Origin of the sequence: Enterobacter cloacae complex sp. P27C, assembly GCF_014895705.1 — a bacterium.
Taxonomy (GTDB): Bacteria; Pseudomonadota; Gammaproteobacteria; order Enterobacterales; family Enterobacteriaceae; genus Enterobacter; species Enterobacter bugandensis.
This window is the reverse complement of record NZ_JADBQB010000002.1, coordinates 356,477-369,916: the sequence shown is the minus strand read 5'-3', so window position 1 is coordinate 369,916 and position 13,440 is coordinate 356,477. Positions and strand designations below refer to the sequence as shown.

Here is a 13,440-nt window from a genome sequence, read left to right as displayed (position 1 = left end):
TTCGTTTAAACGCATTTCCGCTACAATTGACAACCTATCAAATGGTTAAGAGGCGTGAATGAGTCAGGCGAAAACCGGCATCCTGCTTGCCAATCTGGGCACCCCAGAAGCACCCACTCCAGCGGCGGTAAAACGCTACCTGCGACAATTTTTAAGCGACACGCGCGTCGTGGATTTTCCGAGACTGCTGTGGTGGCCGCTGCTGCGTGGCGTCATTCTGCCGATTCGCTCTCCGCGCGTCGCCAAACTTTATCAGTCCGTCTGGATGGAAGAGGGCTCGCCGCTGATGGTGTACAGCCGTCGTCAGGAAAAAGCGCTGGCCGCCCGTCTGCCGGATATGCCCGTCGCACTCGGCATGAGCTACGGTAAACCTTCGCTGGAAAGCGCCGTCGACGCGCTGCTGGCACAGGGCGTGGATCATATCGTCGTGCTGGCCTTGTATCCGCAGTACTCCTGCTCGACGGTGGCCGCCGTCTGGGACGAGCTGGCGCGTATTCTGAAGACGCGTCGCCGCATTCCAGGCGTGACCTTTATTCGCGATTACGCCGATAACGACCTCTACATCAAGGCCCTTGCCAACAGCGCTCGTGCGTCGTTTGAAAAGCACGGCGAACCGGATCTGCTGCTGCTCTCCTATCACGGTATTCCGCAGCGTTTCGCCAATGAAGGGGATGATTACCCCCAGCGCTGCCGCGATACCACCCGCGAGCTGGTCTCCGCCCTTGGCCTGCCGCCGGAGAAGGTGATGATGACCTTCCAGTCGCGCTTTGGCCGCGAGCCGTGGCTGACGCCGTACACCGATGAAACCCTCAAAATGCTTGGCGAGAAGGGCGTGAAGCACATTCAGGTGATGTCGCCGGGCTTCTCGGCGGACTGCCTTGAAACGCTGGAGGAGGTCGCGGTGCAAAACCGGGAATTTTTCCTTGAGGCCGGCGGCGAAAAGTATGAGTACATTCCGGCGCTTAACGACTCACCTGAGCATATCGACATGATGGTCTCGCTGGTGACGAACAGCCGCTGATCGCACTCCGGGCCGGGTTTGTGCTACCATTCCCGGCCCATATTCTTCGTACAGTTCAGACCATGAAATTTCCCGGTAAACGCAAATCCAAACACTACTTTCCCGTCGATGCCCGCGATCCGCTCCTGCAGCAAATCCAGCCTGAAAATGAAACCAGCGCGGCCTGGGTTGTCGGTATCGACCAGACGCTGGTGGACATTGAAGCGAAAGTGGATGATGAGTTTGTCGCCCGTTACGGTCTGAGCGCCGGTCACTCGCTGGTGATTGAGGACGACGTTGCCGAAGCGCTGTATCAGGAGCTGGTGCGCGAAAATCTGATTACCCATCAGTTCGCTGGCGGCACCATCGGCAACACCATGCACAACTACTCGGTGCTGGCAGATGACCGCTCGGTGCTGCTCGGCGTGATGTGCAGCAATATCGAAATCGGTGGCTACGCCTACCGCTACCTGTGCAACACCTCCAGCCGCACCGATCTTAACTATCTCCAGGGCGTAGACGGGCCGATTGGCCGCTGCTTTACGCTGATCGGCGAATCCGGCGAGCGTACCTTTGCCATCAGCCCGGGCCACATGAACAAGCTGCGCGCGGAAAGCATTCCCGAAGAGGTGATCGCGGGCGCGTCTGCGCTGGTACTGACCTCCTACCTGGTGCGCTGCAAGCCGGGCGAGCCTATGCCGGAAGCGACCATGAAGGCGATTGAGTACGCGAAAAAGTACGATGTGCCGGTAGTGTTAACCCTGGGCACCAAATTTGTGATTGCCGATAACCCGGAGTGGTGGCAGACCTTCCTGAAAGAGCACGTCTCGATTCTGGCGATGAACGAAGAAGAGGCCGAGGCGCTGACCGGTGAAAGCGATCCGCTACTGGCGTCCGACAAAGCGCTGGACTGGGTGGATCTGGTGCTCTGCACCGCGGGTCCGGTTGGGCTGTATATGGCGGGGTTCACGGAAGAAGAGAGCAAGCGCAAAACCCAGCACCCGCTGCTGCCGGGGGCGATTGCGGAGTTCAACCAGTACGAGTTCAGCCGCGGCATGCGCCACAAAGACTGCGTGAATCCGCTGCGTATCTACTCCCACATTGCGCCGTATATGGGCGGGCCGGAGAAGATCATGAACACTAACGGCGCGGGCGACGGTGCGCTGGCCGCGCTGCTGCATGACATTACCGCGAACGCCTATCACAAAACTAATGTGCCGAACTCCAGCAAGCACAAGTTCAGCTGGCTGACCTATTCGTCGCTGGCGCAGGTGTGTAAGTACGCCAACCGCGTGAGCTACCAGGTGCTGAACCAGCATTCGCCGCGCTTAACGCGCGGTCTGCCGGAACGAGAAGACAGCCTCGAAGAGGCGTACTGGGACAGGTAAAAGCAAAACGGCAACCTGTGGTTGCCGTTTTTAGTATTTGTTCCCTCTCCCTGTGGGAGAGGGCCAGGGTGAGGGCATCAGGCCGCAGTAAACTTACCCCGTAACCGCCTCTTCAACTGGCGGCTTCGTCAGCAGCGTCAGCATGGTGTTCGCAATCTCACGCTCGCCCATCACCACCTGATTCGCGCCGCGCTCGGTAATGTACTCCACCTCGTCGTCATAGTGCGCTCGGGCAATGATCTCAATACCGGGGCACTTCTCACGCGCGGAGGCCACAATCTCACCCGCTTCATAACCGTTTGGAATGGTCAGCAGCAGCCAGCGGGCGCAGTCCAGATGTGCCAGCTCCATGATCTCTTCGTTTGCCGCATTGCCCAGCACCGCACGAATCCCGCGCTCGCGAAGCTCATCCACGCGGGTGCGTGACGTCTCAATCACCACCAGCGGGATCCCCTGAGCCATCAGCTTCTCGCCGAGCAGGCTACCCACGCGGCCAAAGCCCACCAGCAGGGCGTGATTACAAATATCCACCGGGATCTGCTTCTCTTCTTCCGTTGCCTCTTCCAGCGTCTGCTCTTCGAGGGTTTCGGTCTTCTCGAGGTATTTTTCCAGCAGGGCAAACAATACCGGGTTTAGCATGATGGAGAGGATTGCCCCTGCCAGCACCAGATTTTGCCCCGCCTGTGGCAGCAGGTTCAATGCCATGCCCAGACCGGCCAGAATAAAGGCGAACTCACCGATCTGCGCCAGGCTGGCGGCAATGGTCAGCGCCGTGCGCGGGGAGTGGCCGAACATTCGCACCAGGAAGAAAGCCGCGAGCGACTTACCAAAAATAATGATCGCCAGCGTGCCCAGCACGGCCAGCGGCTGCTGGATCAGCACCAGCGGGTCGAACAGCATCCCGACGGAGACGAAGAACAGCACGGCAAACGCATCGCGCAGCGGCAGCGTGTCGTGCGCCGCACGGTGGCTCAGCTCGGATTCGTTCAGCACCATCCCGGCGAAGAACGCCCCCAGGGCAAAGGAGACATCAAACAGCTCAACGGCACCGAAGGCGATGCCCAGCGCCAGCGCCAGCACGGAGAGGGTAAACAGCTCGCGGGAGCCGGTTGCCGCGCTGCGGGACATGATCCACGGCACCAGACGGCGACCCACCAGCATCATGATGGCGATAAACGCCACCACTTTACCGATGGTGATGCTCATATCCAGCGCCAGCGAGGCGAAGCCGACGTTGTCTTTTTCCATCATCCCGGCGACGGCGGGCAGCAGTACCAGCGTCAGGACCATGACCAGATCTTCTACAATCAGCCAGCCAATCGCGATTTGCCCGCGCTGGCTGTCTATCAGCTGCCTCTCTTCAAGCGCGCGCAGCAGCACCACGGTACTGGCGGTGGAGAGGCACAGCCCAAAGACGATGCCGGTCATCAGCGACCAGCCCAGCACTGCCGAAAGCGCCATGCCCAGCAGCGTCGCCACCCCTATCTGGGCGATCGCTCCGGGTATGGCGATCGACTTTACCGCCATCAGGTCCTTCAGCGAAAAATGCAGACCGACGCCAAACATCAGCAGAATCACGCCCAATTCCGCCAGTTCAGGAGCCAGTTTGGTATCCGCAACAAAACCTGGCGTAAACGGTCCCGCCAGCACACCTGCCAGCAGATAGCCGACAAGAGGAGAAATACGCAGCTTATTGGCAATCATGCCAAGGATAAAAGCGAGCACAAGTCCACCAACAATGGTGGTAATAAGCGGTGTGGCGTGGTGCATTCCGTCTCCTTTCGTGGTGAGTGTTCCATTTTTGGCGTGAATACCAAAAAGCCAGGTAATAGTTTATGACAATTTTTACCCTTATGTTTATGAATAATTGTTGAAGTTTGAATAAAACAGCAATATGCGCGTAAAAAAGCGCATTTTGATAAATTACGCAAGAGGAGAAAGAAGAAACCCTTATGGCATCAGGCTGTCAGGCAGCCAAAGTCAAACTTTGGCTGCCCGTAATTTACGCTTTGTGGCGATTATCAGGCAGAAATATGGTCAACATCCCAAGAAGCGGCAGGAAAGCGCAGATTTTGTAAACCAGGAAGATGCTGGTGTGATCCGCAACCATCCCTAATACGGCTGCGCCAAGGCCGCCCATCCCAAAGGCGAAACCGAAAAAGAGCCCGGAAACCATACCAATACGGCCCGGCAGCAGCTCCTGAGCATAGACCAGGATAGCGGAAAACGCGGAGGCGAGGATAAAACCGATTATCACGGTTAAAATCCCGGTCCATTCCAGGCTTGCGTACGGCAAAATAAGGGTAAACGGCGCCACCCCGAGGATAGAGCCCCAAATGACATATTTACGGCCAATTTTATCCCCCACCGGCCCGCCAATGACCGTTCCTGCGGCCACCGCGAAGAGGAAAGCAAACAGGTGAAACTGCGCGTTTTGTACCGATAATCCGAATTTTTGCATCAGATAAAAGGTGTAATAGCTGCTAATGCTCGCCATATAGAAGTATTTCGAGAAAATCAGCACCAGCAGCACGGAGACCGCAAGAATGACCTTATTACGAGGCAGGGGATTGATAACCTTCGCTTTAGGTTTCCCTTTGTTCACGCGATGCTGGGCGGCGTACCAGCGGCTGATCTGTGCCAGCACGACAATGGCGAGCAGGGCGGCCAGCACAAACCAGGCCACATTGCCTTTGCCATACGGGGCGATAATCACCGCCGCCAGCAGCGGGCCGAGGGAGCTACCGAAGTTGCCCCCTACCTGGAAGAGTGACTGCGCCAGCCCGTGACGGCCACCGGAGGCCATACGCGCCACGCGTGAGGACTCCGGATGGAAGACGGACGAGCCGGTCCCCACCAGCGCGGCGGCGAGCAGAACCGCTTCAAAACTGCCTGCCATAGCCAGCAGCACCAGCCCGCTTAAGGTAAAGCACATGCCTATCGGCAGCGACCACGGCATCGGGTATTTATCCGTCCAGTAACCCACCACCGGCTGCAGCAGCGACGAGGCCAGCTGGAAGGTCAGGGTGATCATCCCGATCTGTACGAAGGTTAACGAAAATTCGGACTGCAGCAGCGGGTAGATCGCCAGAATTAACGACTGGATCATGTCGTTGAGCAGGTGCGAGAGGCTGATTGCGCCTAAAACTTTAAAAGAGGTGCGCGACGCCGGCGCGCCCGGAGCGGGCTGGGTTGATTCACTGATTGCCATAAATACCACGTCAATTTGTTATTAGAGATGCAGGGAGTAATTATTATCCGACTAACATACTCGTCCGTGACATTTGAAGAAAGTCGCAATTCTGAAAACTTATTTGTCTATTCTTGTTAGTCACTGTAATTTTTGCCTTTGTCTATTGGTCAGGGAGAGAGAAGATGAAGTTAATGAAGCGGGGCGTCGCGCTGGCGCTTATTGCCGCATGGGGCCTGGCAAGCCTGCCCGCGCAGGCGTATGAAAAAGATAAAACCTATAAAATCACCATTCTGCATACCAACGATCATCACGGTCATTTCTGGCGCAGTGAATACGGCGAGTATGGTCTGTCGGCGCAAAAAACACTGGTGGACGGCATTCGCAAAGAGGTGGCGGCCCAGGGCGGCAGCGTGCTGTTGCTCTCAGGCGGGGATATTAATACCGGCGTGCCGGAATCGGATTTACAGGATGCTGAACCCGATTTCCGCGGCATGAATTTAATCGGTTACGACGCGATGGCCGTTGGCAACCACGAGTTTGACAATCCGCTGAGCGTGCTGCGCCAGCAGGAGAAATGGTCCAAATTCCCGTTCCTCTCCGCCAATATTTACCAGAAAAGCACCGGCGAACGTCTGTTTAAACCGTGGGCGCTGTTTAAGCGTCAGGATCTCAAAATCGCGGTCATCGGCTTAACCACCGACGATACGGCAAAAATCGGTAACCCTGAGTTCTTCACCGATATCGAATTCCGCAAACCGGCAGACGAAGCGAAGCTGGTGATTCAGGAGCTGCAGCAGAACGAAAAGCCGGACGTGATTATCGCCACTACCCACATGGGACACTACGATAACGGCGAGCACGGCTCCAATGCGCCCGGCGACGTGGAGATGGCGCGCAGCCTGCCAGCGGGCTCGCTGGCGATGATTGTGGGCGGTCACTCGCAGGATCCGGTGTGCATGGCGTCGGAGAACAAAAAGCAGGTGGACTACGTGCCGGGCACGCCGTGTGCGCCAGATCGTCAGAACGGGATCTGGATTGTGCAGGCCCACGAGTGGGGTAAATACGTGGGTCGGGCGGACTTTGAGTTTCGTAACGGTGAGATGAAGCTGGTGCGCTATCAGCTTATCCCGGTGAACCTGAAGAAGAAAGTCACCTACCCGGACGGGAAAAGCGAGCGCGTACTTTACACGCCAGAGATTGCTGAAAACCAGCAGATGCTCTCCCTGCTGACGCCGTTCCAGAACAAAGGCAAGGCGCAGCTGGACGTGAAAATCGGCACGCTGAACGGTCGTCTGGAAGGGGACCGCAGTAAAGTCCGCTTCGTGCAGACCAACATGGGCCATCTGGTGCTGGCGGCGCAGATGGCGCGCACGAATGCGGACTTCGGCGTGATGAGCGGCGGCGGCATTCGTGACTCCATCGAAGGCGGAAACATCACCTATAAAGACGTGCTGAAGGTGCAGCCGTTCGGCAACGTGGTGGTGTATGCGGATATGAGCGGGAAAGAGGTCGTTGACTACCTGACCGCCGTGGCGCAGATGAAGCCGGACTCGGGTGCCTATCCGCAGTTTGCCAACGTCAGCTTTGTGGCGAAGGACGGCAAGCTCAACGATCTCAAAATCAAAGGCGAGCCGGTAGACCCTGCGAAAACCTACCGTCTGGCGACGTTAAGCTTTAACGCCACCGGCGGCGACGGCTATCCGCACATCGATAATAAACCGGGCTACGTAAACACCGGTTTTATTGATGCGGAAGTGCTGAAGCAGTACATCGAGCAGAACTCGCCGATTGACGTGAATGCCTATGAGCCGAAAGGTGAAGTGAGCTGGCAGTAGTGTTGTGCGGCCTGATGCCCTCATTCCAACCCTCTCCCACAGGGAGAGGGCGCGAACACAAAAAACGGTAACGCCTGTTACCGTTTTGCTTTTACCTCGTAGCCGCCACCCGGCTTTTTTTACTCCCGGCGGGCAATATCCGCAAACTTCGCGTCCAGCATTTTCGCCAGATCGCCCGCGGCCAGTTCAATATCCAGCCCGCGTTTACCGCCCGAAATATAGATCGTCTCAAATTCCTGCGAAGGCGCATCGATCAGCGTCGGCAGGCGCTTTTTCTGTCCGAGCGGGCTGATCCCGCCCACCAGATAGCCCGTGGTGCGTTGCGCAACCATCGGGTCCGCCATATCCACCTTTTTCGCCCCCAGCGCTTTCGCTACCTTTTTGAGATCGAGCTGTCCGGCAACGGGCGTTACCGCCACGGCGAGGTGCTTCATATCGCCATTCACCGCCACCAGCAGCGTTTTATAGACCTGATCAGCGTTCAGCCCCAGCTTGCGCACCACTTCATCACCAAAGTTGGTTTCGTTCGGATCGTGATCGTAAGTATGGATCCGGAAAGAAATATTGTTTTTTTCGAGTAATTTAACGGCGGGAGTCATAGCTATCCTTCTTACGTCAGACAATTCATGCAGCCAGCATACGCCTGACGTTTGTCTAAAAAATAGCACCATCTTGCGCAATAGTGTTGGCAGTGATGGTCACTTTGAGCGACAATCGGCTCAGCCGAAGGTCACTTCGGTATAATAAAAACGATGAAATTCCTCTTTGACGGGCCAATAGAGATATTGGCCATTTTTTTATTTCAACAGCGACGGCAAATTCCCTTCGCCGTATAAATGCAGCGCCCCGACCGCGACCACGTACTCCCCCGCAGGTAAAGCATGCAGCGTCTCTCGCCAGGCTTTGTTGCGCGCATTCATCAGCACATCATAAAGCGATTCACTGAACGTCGACGGTAGCGCCAGCTTACCGTCCGCGGGCGGCGCATCCAGCCACCAGCCAATCATGGTTTGCAGCAGACGCGCGTTGGTGTGCCAGTGGGTCAGGGTATCATCCAGCAGCATCAGACCGTCGTCAGGAAGCTGGCGCAGGAGCGCAATCTGGCTGTCCGTCCCTTCCAGCTCGATGATGGGCATACGGCGCGCCCGCGCCACGTTCAGCAGCTGGTAATCAATGCCGTAGTCACCGCGCAGGCCCAGACGCTGCGCCTGCGTGGCCTGCAGCACCATCGCAATTTGCCACAGCGGCAGGTTGTCAATCATGGAGAGCGACACGCCGGTTTCTGCCGCCACGCGCCTCAGCTCCGCGAGCTGGTCGTCGTTCAGGCGCTCCGCCAGCGGGAGATCGCTTTCAAGCCCGGCAAACGGCGACTCGTGGCCGGAAATGTCCGCCTCGACGACCAGCGCGTCGGCGCGCTTCAGGCGTTTTATCAGACCGGATGGCAGAGGAGACATTCCCTGCGTGCCCATATGGATGCTGCCGACCAGGTGCAGGTGTTGCCCGCCGGGAAGCGAGATATCCAGGCCGGGCCAGGCATAGCGGCGGGGAAAGAGGGCGCGAAACGATGCTTTTATACGATTAAACAGACTCATACGCGCTCCATGACCGGAAAGGATCATGCTAGCGCGTACGAGAACAAGGTTCAATCCTTCGGTTTAAACCGCAGCAGACGGTTGGCGTTGCTCACCACGGTAATGGAAGAAAGTGCCATCGCCGCACCCGCAACCACCGGGTTCAGCAGGGTGCCGGTTAGCGGCCACAAAATGCCGGCAGCAACCGGAATACCGAGCGAGTTATAGATGAACGCCCCCAGCAGGTTCTGCTTCATGTTGCGCAACGTGGCTTTCGAAATGGCCAGGGCGTCGGCAACGCCCATCAGGCTGTGGCGCATCAGCGTAATGGCGGCGGTTTCAATGGCGACATCGCTCCCGCCACCCATGGCTATCCCTACGTCCGCCTGGGCCAGCGCCGGGGCGTCGTTGATGCCGTCGCCCACCATCGCCACCTGGCGACCCTGACTTTGCAGGTTCTTGATGGCGTCCGCTTTGCCGTCCGGCAGCACGCCCGCAATCACCTCATCAATACCGGCCTCTTTCGCGATGGCGTTGGCGGTGGTCGGGTTATCCCCGGTCAGCATCACCAGGCGATAGCCCGCGCGGTGCAGGCGCTGTAAGGCATCCACGCTGTCCTGGCGAAGCGGATCGCGCACGGCCAGCAGCGCGGCGGCTTTGCCATCCACCGCCAGCAGAACCGGAGTGGCGCCCCGAGACGCCTGTGCTTTCAGCTCTTCTTCCAGCGCGGACGTATCAACACCGTTTTCATTCAGCAATGCCTGGTTACCCAGCAGCAGCGCGTGGCCGTCGGCTTCACCGCTGACGCCAAGCCCGCGCAGGGTACGGAAATTGCTGACCTGCGGCAGGGCAGAAGCATTCGCCTTATCGAGAATGGCGCGGGCCAGCGGGTGGCTGGAACCCTGCTCCAGCGCGGCGGCAAGGCGCAGCGCGTCCTCTTGCGCAATGCCAGCGGTGCTCACGGCCACTACCTGCGGTTTGCCCTCGGTCAGCGTGCCGGTTTTATCAAAGACAATCGTATCCAGGGTGCTTGCCCGCTGCAGGGCATCCGCATCACGGACCAGCACGCCAAACTCGGCGGCACGGCCCACGCCGGAGATAATCGACATCGGCGTCGCCAGGCCAAGAGCGCACGGACAGGCGATGATCAGCACCGTAGTGGCGATGACCAGGGTGTAGACAATCTGCGGTGCCGGGCCGAAGAAATACCAGATTGCCGCGCTCAGCAGAGCAATGCCGACCACTACCGGCACAAAAATGGCCGAGATTTTGTCAGCAAGCTGGCCAATCTCCGGCTTGCTGCTCTGGGCCTGGCGGACCATGCGGATAATACGTGACAGCGTGGTGTGGCTACCGACGGCACTGGCGCGGAACAGCACGCTGCCGTCCTGCACTACCGTACCGGCATGAACCGCATCGCCCTGTGATTTTTGTTGGGGGATCGGCTCCCCGGTCAACATCGCTTCATCCAGCCAGGCGTCGCCCTGGGTGATTTCACCGTCGACGGGCACCCGGTCGCCGGTGGTCAGGCGCAGCGTCATGCCCGGCTGTACCTTCGCCAGCGGGACGCTTTTTTCCCCATCGTCCGTGACCACGCGGGCCGTCGGCGGGGTTAAATCGAGCAAGCGTTCCAGCGCTTTCGAGGAGCGCTGACGGGCACGCGCTTCCAACATGTGGCCCAGGTTAATCAGGCCGATAATCATGGCGCTGGCTTCATAATAGAGATGGCGGGCTTCCATCGGGAACCACTGGGGCCAGACGTTCACGCTCATGGAGTACAGCCACGCCGCGCCGGTACCGAGCGCAACCAGCGTATCCATCGTCGCCGTGCGGTTTTTCAGGCTCTTCCAGGCGCTGGTATAAAAATGCCCACCTGCAAAGACCATGACCGCAAGGGTAATTAAACCAATCACCAGCCACAGCGTGCGGTTGTCTGCGGTGACCATCATGTTGTCACCCATCATGCCCCACACCATCACCGGAATACCGACCAGCAGGGCGACGATCGCCTGCCAGCGGAAGCGCTTCATGGTGGCAATAGCCGTTTCCTGCTGGCGCTCGCGGCGCTCGGCATCATCTTCGATGGCCTCCGCCCCGTAGCCCGCTTTTTCCACGGCCTGCACTAAATCTGCGGCGGAGGCACTGCCCATCACCAGCGCAGTACGCTCCGCAAGGTTGACCCGTGCCTGTGCGACGCCCGGTACCGCCTGCAGGGCGTTCTGCACGCGGGAGACGCAGCTGGCGCAGCTCATGCCGTTGATCAGCAGCTGTTGGCTGTCATCAATATCATCTGCTGCCGGAAGCTCAGGAGTGGCCGCTGTCAGCGCTTCCGACGGGGATGATGACTCTGCCAGCGGGTTAGCCTTTGGGTGGCTTAACTCCGCCCCATAACCGGCCTGTTTAATGGTATCAATCAGCGCGTCCGCGCTGGCGCTGCCGGTCACGGCGGCATGGTCGATAGTCACTTCAGCGCTTTCAACGTCAGGACGCTGTTCCAGGCTTTCTTTAACGCGTTTGACGCAGTGGCCGCAGGAGAGGCCGTCCAGCGTCAGGTCGATAGTGTGAGACATAACAAAACTCCCGTATAATATATTGGTCAGTTGTTGACCGGAGTAACGCTTTTCGCTAACTGTTATGAAGGTTAAACCTTCCATCAAGGGGAAGGTCAAGGGGGAAATGTGAATATCAGTGACGTGGCAAAAAAAACCGGCTTAACCAGCAAGGCGATCCGCTTTTATGAAGAGAAGGGGCTGGTAACGCCACCGCTGCGCAGTGAAAACGGCTACCGCAGCTACACGCAGCTGCATCTCGATGAACTGACGCTGCTGCGCCAGGCAAGACAGGTGGGGTTTAACCTGGAAGAGTGCGGCGAGCTGGTTAACCTGTTTAACGATCCGAAGCGCCACAGCGCGGACGTGAAAAAACGCACGCTGGAAAAAGTGGCGGAGATCGAGCGCCACATTATCGAGCTACAGGCGATGCGCGAACAGCTGCTGCAGCTGGCGGAATCCTGTCCGGGTGATGACAGCGCCGACTGCCCGATTATTGATAATCTTGCCGGCTGCTGCCATCGCAAAACCCACGTCTAGCAGGCTTTTACCCGCAGCGTAATCCCTTCCACCGCAATGACCTCAACCTGCGTTCCGGCACTGAGGTCGTCGTCGGCCACCACCGGCCACGAGCTGTCGCCCACGCGCATGTGCCCGCGCCCGTTCACCAGCGCGGCGTCGAGCGTAAAGCGCTTGCCGACAATTTGCTGTCCGCGCTGGTTAAGATGCGCGTCCAGCGGTTTCTGCTCTTTGACCTGACGGTTAAGCCAGCGCCACCACAGCCAGGCGGCAACCAGCGTCAACACGGCAAACAGCGCGCCCTGCCACGCCCAGCCCAGAGGAAGGATCCAGACCAGCAGGCCCGTAATGACTGCGGCAACACCGCTCCAGAGCAGGTAGCCGTTGCCGCCAAGCATCTCCGCCGCCAGCAATAAGCCACCGAGGCTTAGCCAGAAGGCATGAGGATGTGCAACGATGAGCTCAATCATTTTTTACGCTCGTTTCCGCTGTCTTTGATCAGTTCGGCGATCCCCGCGATAGAGCCCATCAGGCTGCTGGCGTCCAGGGGCATCATCACCACTTTGCTGTTGTTCGCGGAGCCGATCTCTTTCAGCGCATCGGTATATTTTTGCGCCACGAAGTAGTTCACGGCCTGGATATCTCCGGCGGCAATCGCCTCGGAGACCATCTGTGTCGCACGGGCTTCCGCTTCTGCGGAACGTTCACGCGCTTCCGCCTGTAAGAACGCGGACTGACGGTCGCCTTCGGCTTTCAGAATCTGCGACTGTTTTTCCCCTTCCGCTTTAAGGATCTCCGCCTGACGGACCCCTTCGGCTTCCAGAATATAGGCACGCTTGGTACGCTCGGCCTTCATCTGCGCGTTCATGGAGGCGATCAGCTCTGCCGGTGGGCGCACGTCGCGGATCTCAATACGGGTGACTTTGATCCCCCACGGGTTCGTTGCCTCGTCAACAATGTGCAGCAGGCGGGTATTGATGCTGTCGCGCTGGGAGAGCATTTCGTCCAGCTCCATCGAGCCGAGCACGGTACGGATGTTGGTCATCGTCAGGTTGACGATCGCCAGCTCCAGGTTGCTCACCTCATAGGCCGCTTTCGGCGCATCAATCACCTGAATAAAGCAGACGGCATCAATGGTAACGTTGGCGTTATCTTTGGAGATCACTTCCTGAGAGGGGATATCCAGCACCTGCTCCATCATGTTGATCTTGCGGCCGATCCGGTCCATGAACGGAACAATCAGGCTCAGGCCGGGCTGCAGCGTGTTGGTATAGCGGCCGAAGCGCTCGACGGTCCACTGGTAACCCTGAGGGACAATTTTGACACCTGCGCCCACGATAACCAGCGCGACGAATATAAGGACGGGAACAACGATGAGCATAAAA

At 58.2% G+C, this 13,440-nt stretch carries 11 protein-coding genes; 4 read left to right on the top strand and 7 right to left on the bottom strand.

Annotation, left to right across the window (positions count from 1 at the left end):
• Window positions 1–58: 58 nt before the first annotated feature.
• Entirely contained in the window at window positions 59–1,021 is a 963-nt protein-coding gene (gene hemH / locus IM291_RS05200; RefSeq protein WP_192986284.1) for a ferrochelatase, read from the top strand.
• Between the two features lie 62 nt (window positions 1,022–1,083).
• Entirely contained in the window at window positions 1,084–2,388 is a 1,305-nt protein-coding gene (locus IM291_RS05195; RefSeq protein ID WP_045260696.1) for an inosine/guanosine kinase, read from the top strand.
• Between the two features lie 93 nt (window positions 2,389–2,481).
• On the opposite strand, the gene ybaL is transcribed toward IM291_RS05195, so the two are convergent.
• Together ybaL and IM291_RS05185 are read right to left on the bottom strand one after the other, a co-directional pair.
• Window positions 2,482–4,158, bottom strand: a complete 1,677-nt coding sequence (gene ybaL, locus IM291_RS05190; protein WP_045260697.1) for a YbaL family putative K(+) efflux transporter — start codon at window positions 4,156–4,158, stop codon at window positions 2,482–2,484.
• Between the two features lie 232 nt (window positions 4,159–4,390).
• Entirely contained in the window at window positions 4,391–5,599 is a 1,209-nt protein-coding gene (locus tag IM291_RS05185; protein WP_028012201.1) for an MFS transporter, read from the bottom strand.
• A gap of 164 nt (window positions 5,600–5,763) precedes the next feature.
• On the opposite strand from IM291_RS05185, the gene ushA reads away from it, so the two are divergent.
• On the top strand, window positions 5,764–7,416 hold the full coding sequence (gene ushA, locus IM291_RS05180; protein WP_028012202.1) for a bifunctional UDP-sugar hydrolase/5'-nucleotidase UshA: 1,653 nt from the start codon (window positions 5,764–5,766) through the stop codon (window positions 7,414–7,416).
• A gap of 119 nt (window positions 7,417–7,535) precedes the next feature.
• On the opposite strand, the gene ybaK is transcribed toward ushA, so the two are convergent.
• From ybaK to copA, 3 genes are all read right to left on the bottom strand, one after another.
• Window positions 7,536–8,015 carry a Cys-tRNA(Pro)/Cys-tRNA(Cys) deacylase YbaK gene (gene ybaK, locus IM291_RS05175; protein ID WP_008499307.1) on the bottom strand — a complete coding sequence of 160 codons (480 nt, stop codon included), beginning with the start codon at window positions 8,013–8,015 and terminating at the stop codon, window positions 7,536–7,538.
• Between the two features lie 198 nt (window positions 8,016–8,213).
• Window positions 8,214–9,008: a TraB/GumN family protein gene (locus IM291_RS05170; protein WP_049000966.1), complete on the bottom strand. Its 795-nt coding sequence runs from the start codon at window positions 9,006–9,008 to the stop codon at window positions 8,214–8,216.
• Window positions 9,009–9,058: 50 nt separating this feature from the next.
• Complete coding sequence (gene copA, locus IM291_RS05165) at window positions 9,059–11,557, bottom strand: copper-exporting P-type ATPase CopA (RefSeq protein WP_192986282.1); 2,499 nt, start codon at window positions 11,555–11,557, stop codon at window positions 9,059–9,061.
• A gap of 108 nt (window positions 11,558–11,665) precedes the next feature.
• Here copA and cueR point away from each other — a divergent pair, with 108 nt between their 5' ends.
• Complete coding sequence (gene cueR, locus IM291_RS05160; protein ID WP_028012206.1) at window positions 11,666–12,076, top strand: Cu(I)-responsive transcriptional regulator; 411 nt, start codon at window positions 11,666–11,668, stop codon at window positions 12,074–12,076.
• Here cueR and IM291_RS05155 read toward each other — a convergent pair.
• Together IM291_RS05155 and IM291_RS05150 are read right to left on the bottom strand one after the other, a co-directional pair.
• Window positions 12,073–12,525 (bottom strand): NfeD family protein, encoded by a 453-nt coding sequence (locus tag IM291_RS05155; RefSeq protein WP_028012207.1) that lies wholly within the window; start codon window positions 12,523–12,525, stop codon window positions 12,073–12,075. The two genes, cueR and IM291_RS05155, sit on opposite strands and share 4 nt — an antisense overlap.
• On the bottom strand, window positions 12,522–13,436 hold the full coding sequence (locus tag IM291_RS05150; protein ID WP_008499312.1) for an SPFH domain-containing protein: 915 nt from the start codon (window positions 13,434–13,436) through the stop codon (window positions 12,522–12,524). The genes IM291_RS05155 and IM291_RS05150 overlap by 4 nt, the downstream gene beginning before the upstream one ends.
• Between the last annotated feature and the right edge of the window lie 4 nt (window positions 13,437–13,440).

Excerpts from the sequence above, each read along its gene's own strand:
- hemH (WP_192986284.1), top strand. The coding sequence starts at position 59 with ATGAGTCAGGCGAAAACCGGCATCCTGCTTGCCAATCTGGGCACCCCA.
- IM291_RS05195 (WP_045260696.1), top strand. The coding sequence starts at position 1,084 with ATGAAATTTCCCGGTAAACGCAAATCCAAACACTACTTTCCCGTCGAT.
- ybaL (WP_045260697.1), bottom strand. The coding sequence starts at position 4,158 with ATGCACCACGCCACACCGCTTATTACCACCATTGTTGGTGGACTTGTG.
- IM291_RS05185 (WP_028012201.1), bottom strand. The coding sequence starts at position 5,599 with ATGGCAATCAGTGAATCAACCCAGCCCGCTCCGGGCGCGCCGGCGTCG.
- ushA (WP_028012202.1), top strand. The coding sequence starts at position 5,764 with ATGAAGTTAATGAAGCGGGGCGTCGCGCTGGCGCTTATTGCCGCATGG.
- ybaK (WP_008499307.1), bottom strand. The coding sequence starts at position 8,015 with ATGACTCCCGCCGTTAAATTACTCGAAAAAAACAATATTTCTTTCCGG.
- IM291_RS05170 (WP_049000966.1), bottom strand. The coding sequence starts at position 9,008 with ATGAGTCTGTTTAATCGTATAAAAGCATCGTTTCGCGCCCTCTTTCCC.
- copA (WP_192986282.1), bottom strand. The coding sequence starts at position 11,557 with ATGTCTCACACTATCGACCTGACGCTGGACGGCCTCTCCTGCGGCCAC.
- IM291_RS05155 (WP_028012207.1), bottom strand. The coding sequence starts at position 12,525 with ATGATTGAGCTCATCGTTGCACATCCTCATGCCTTCTGGCTAAGCCTC.
- IM291_RS05150 (WP_008499312.1), bottom strand. The coding sequence starts at position 13,436 with ATGCTCATCGTTGTTCCCGTCCTTATATTCGTCGCGCTGGTTATCGTG.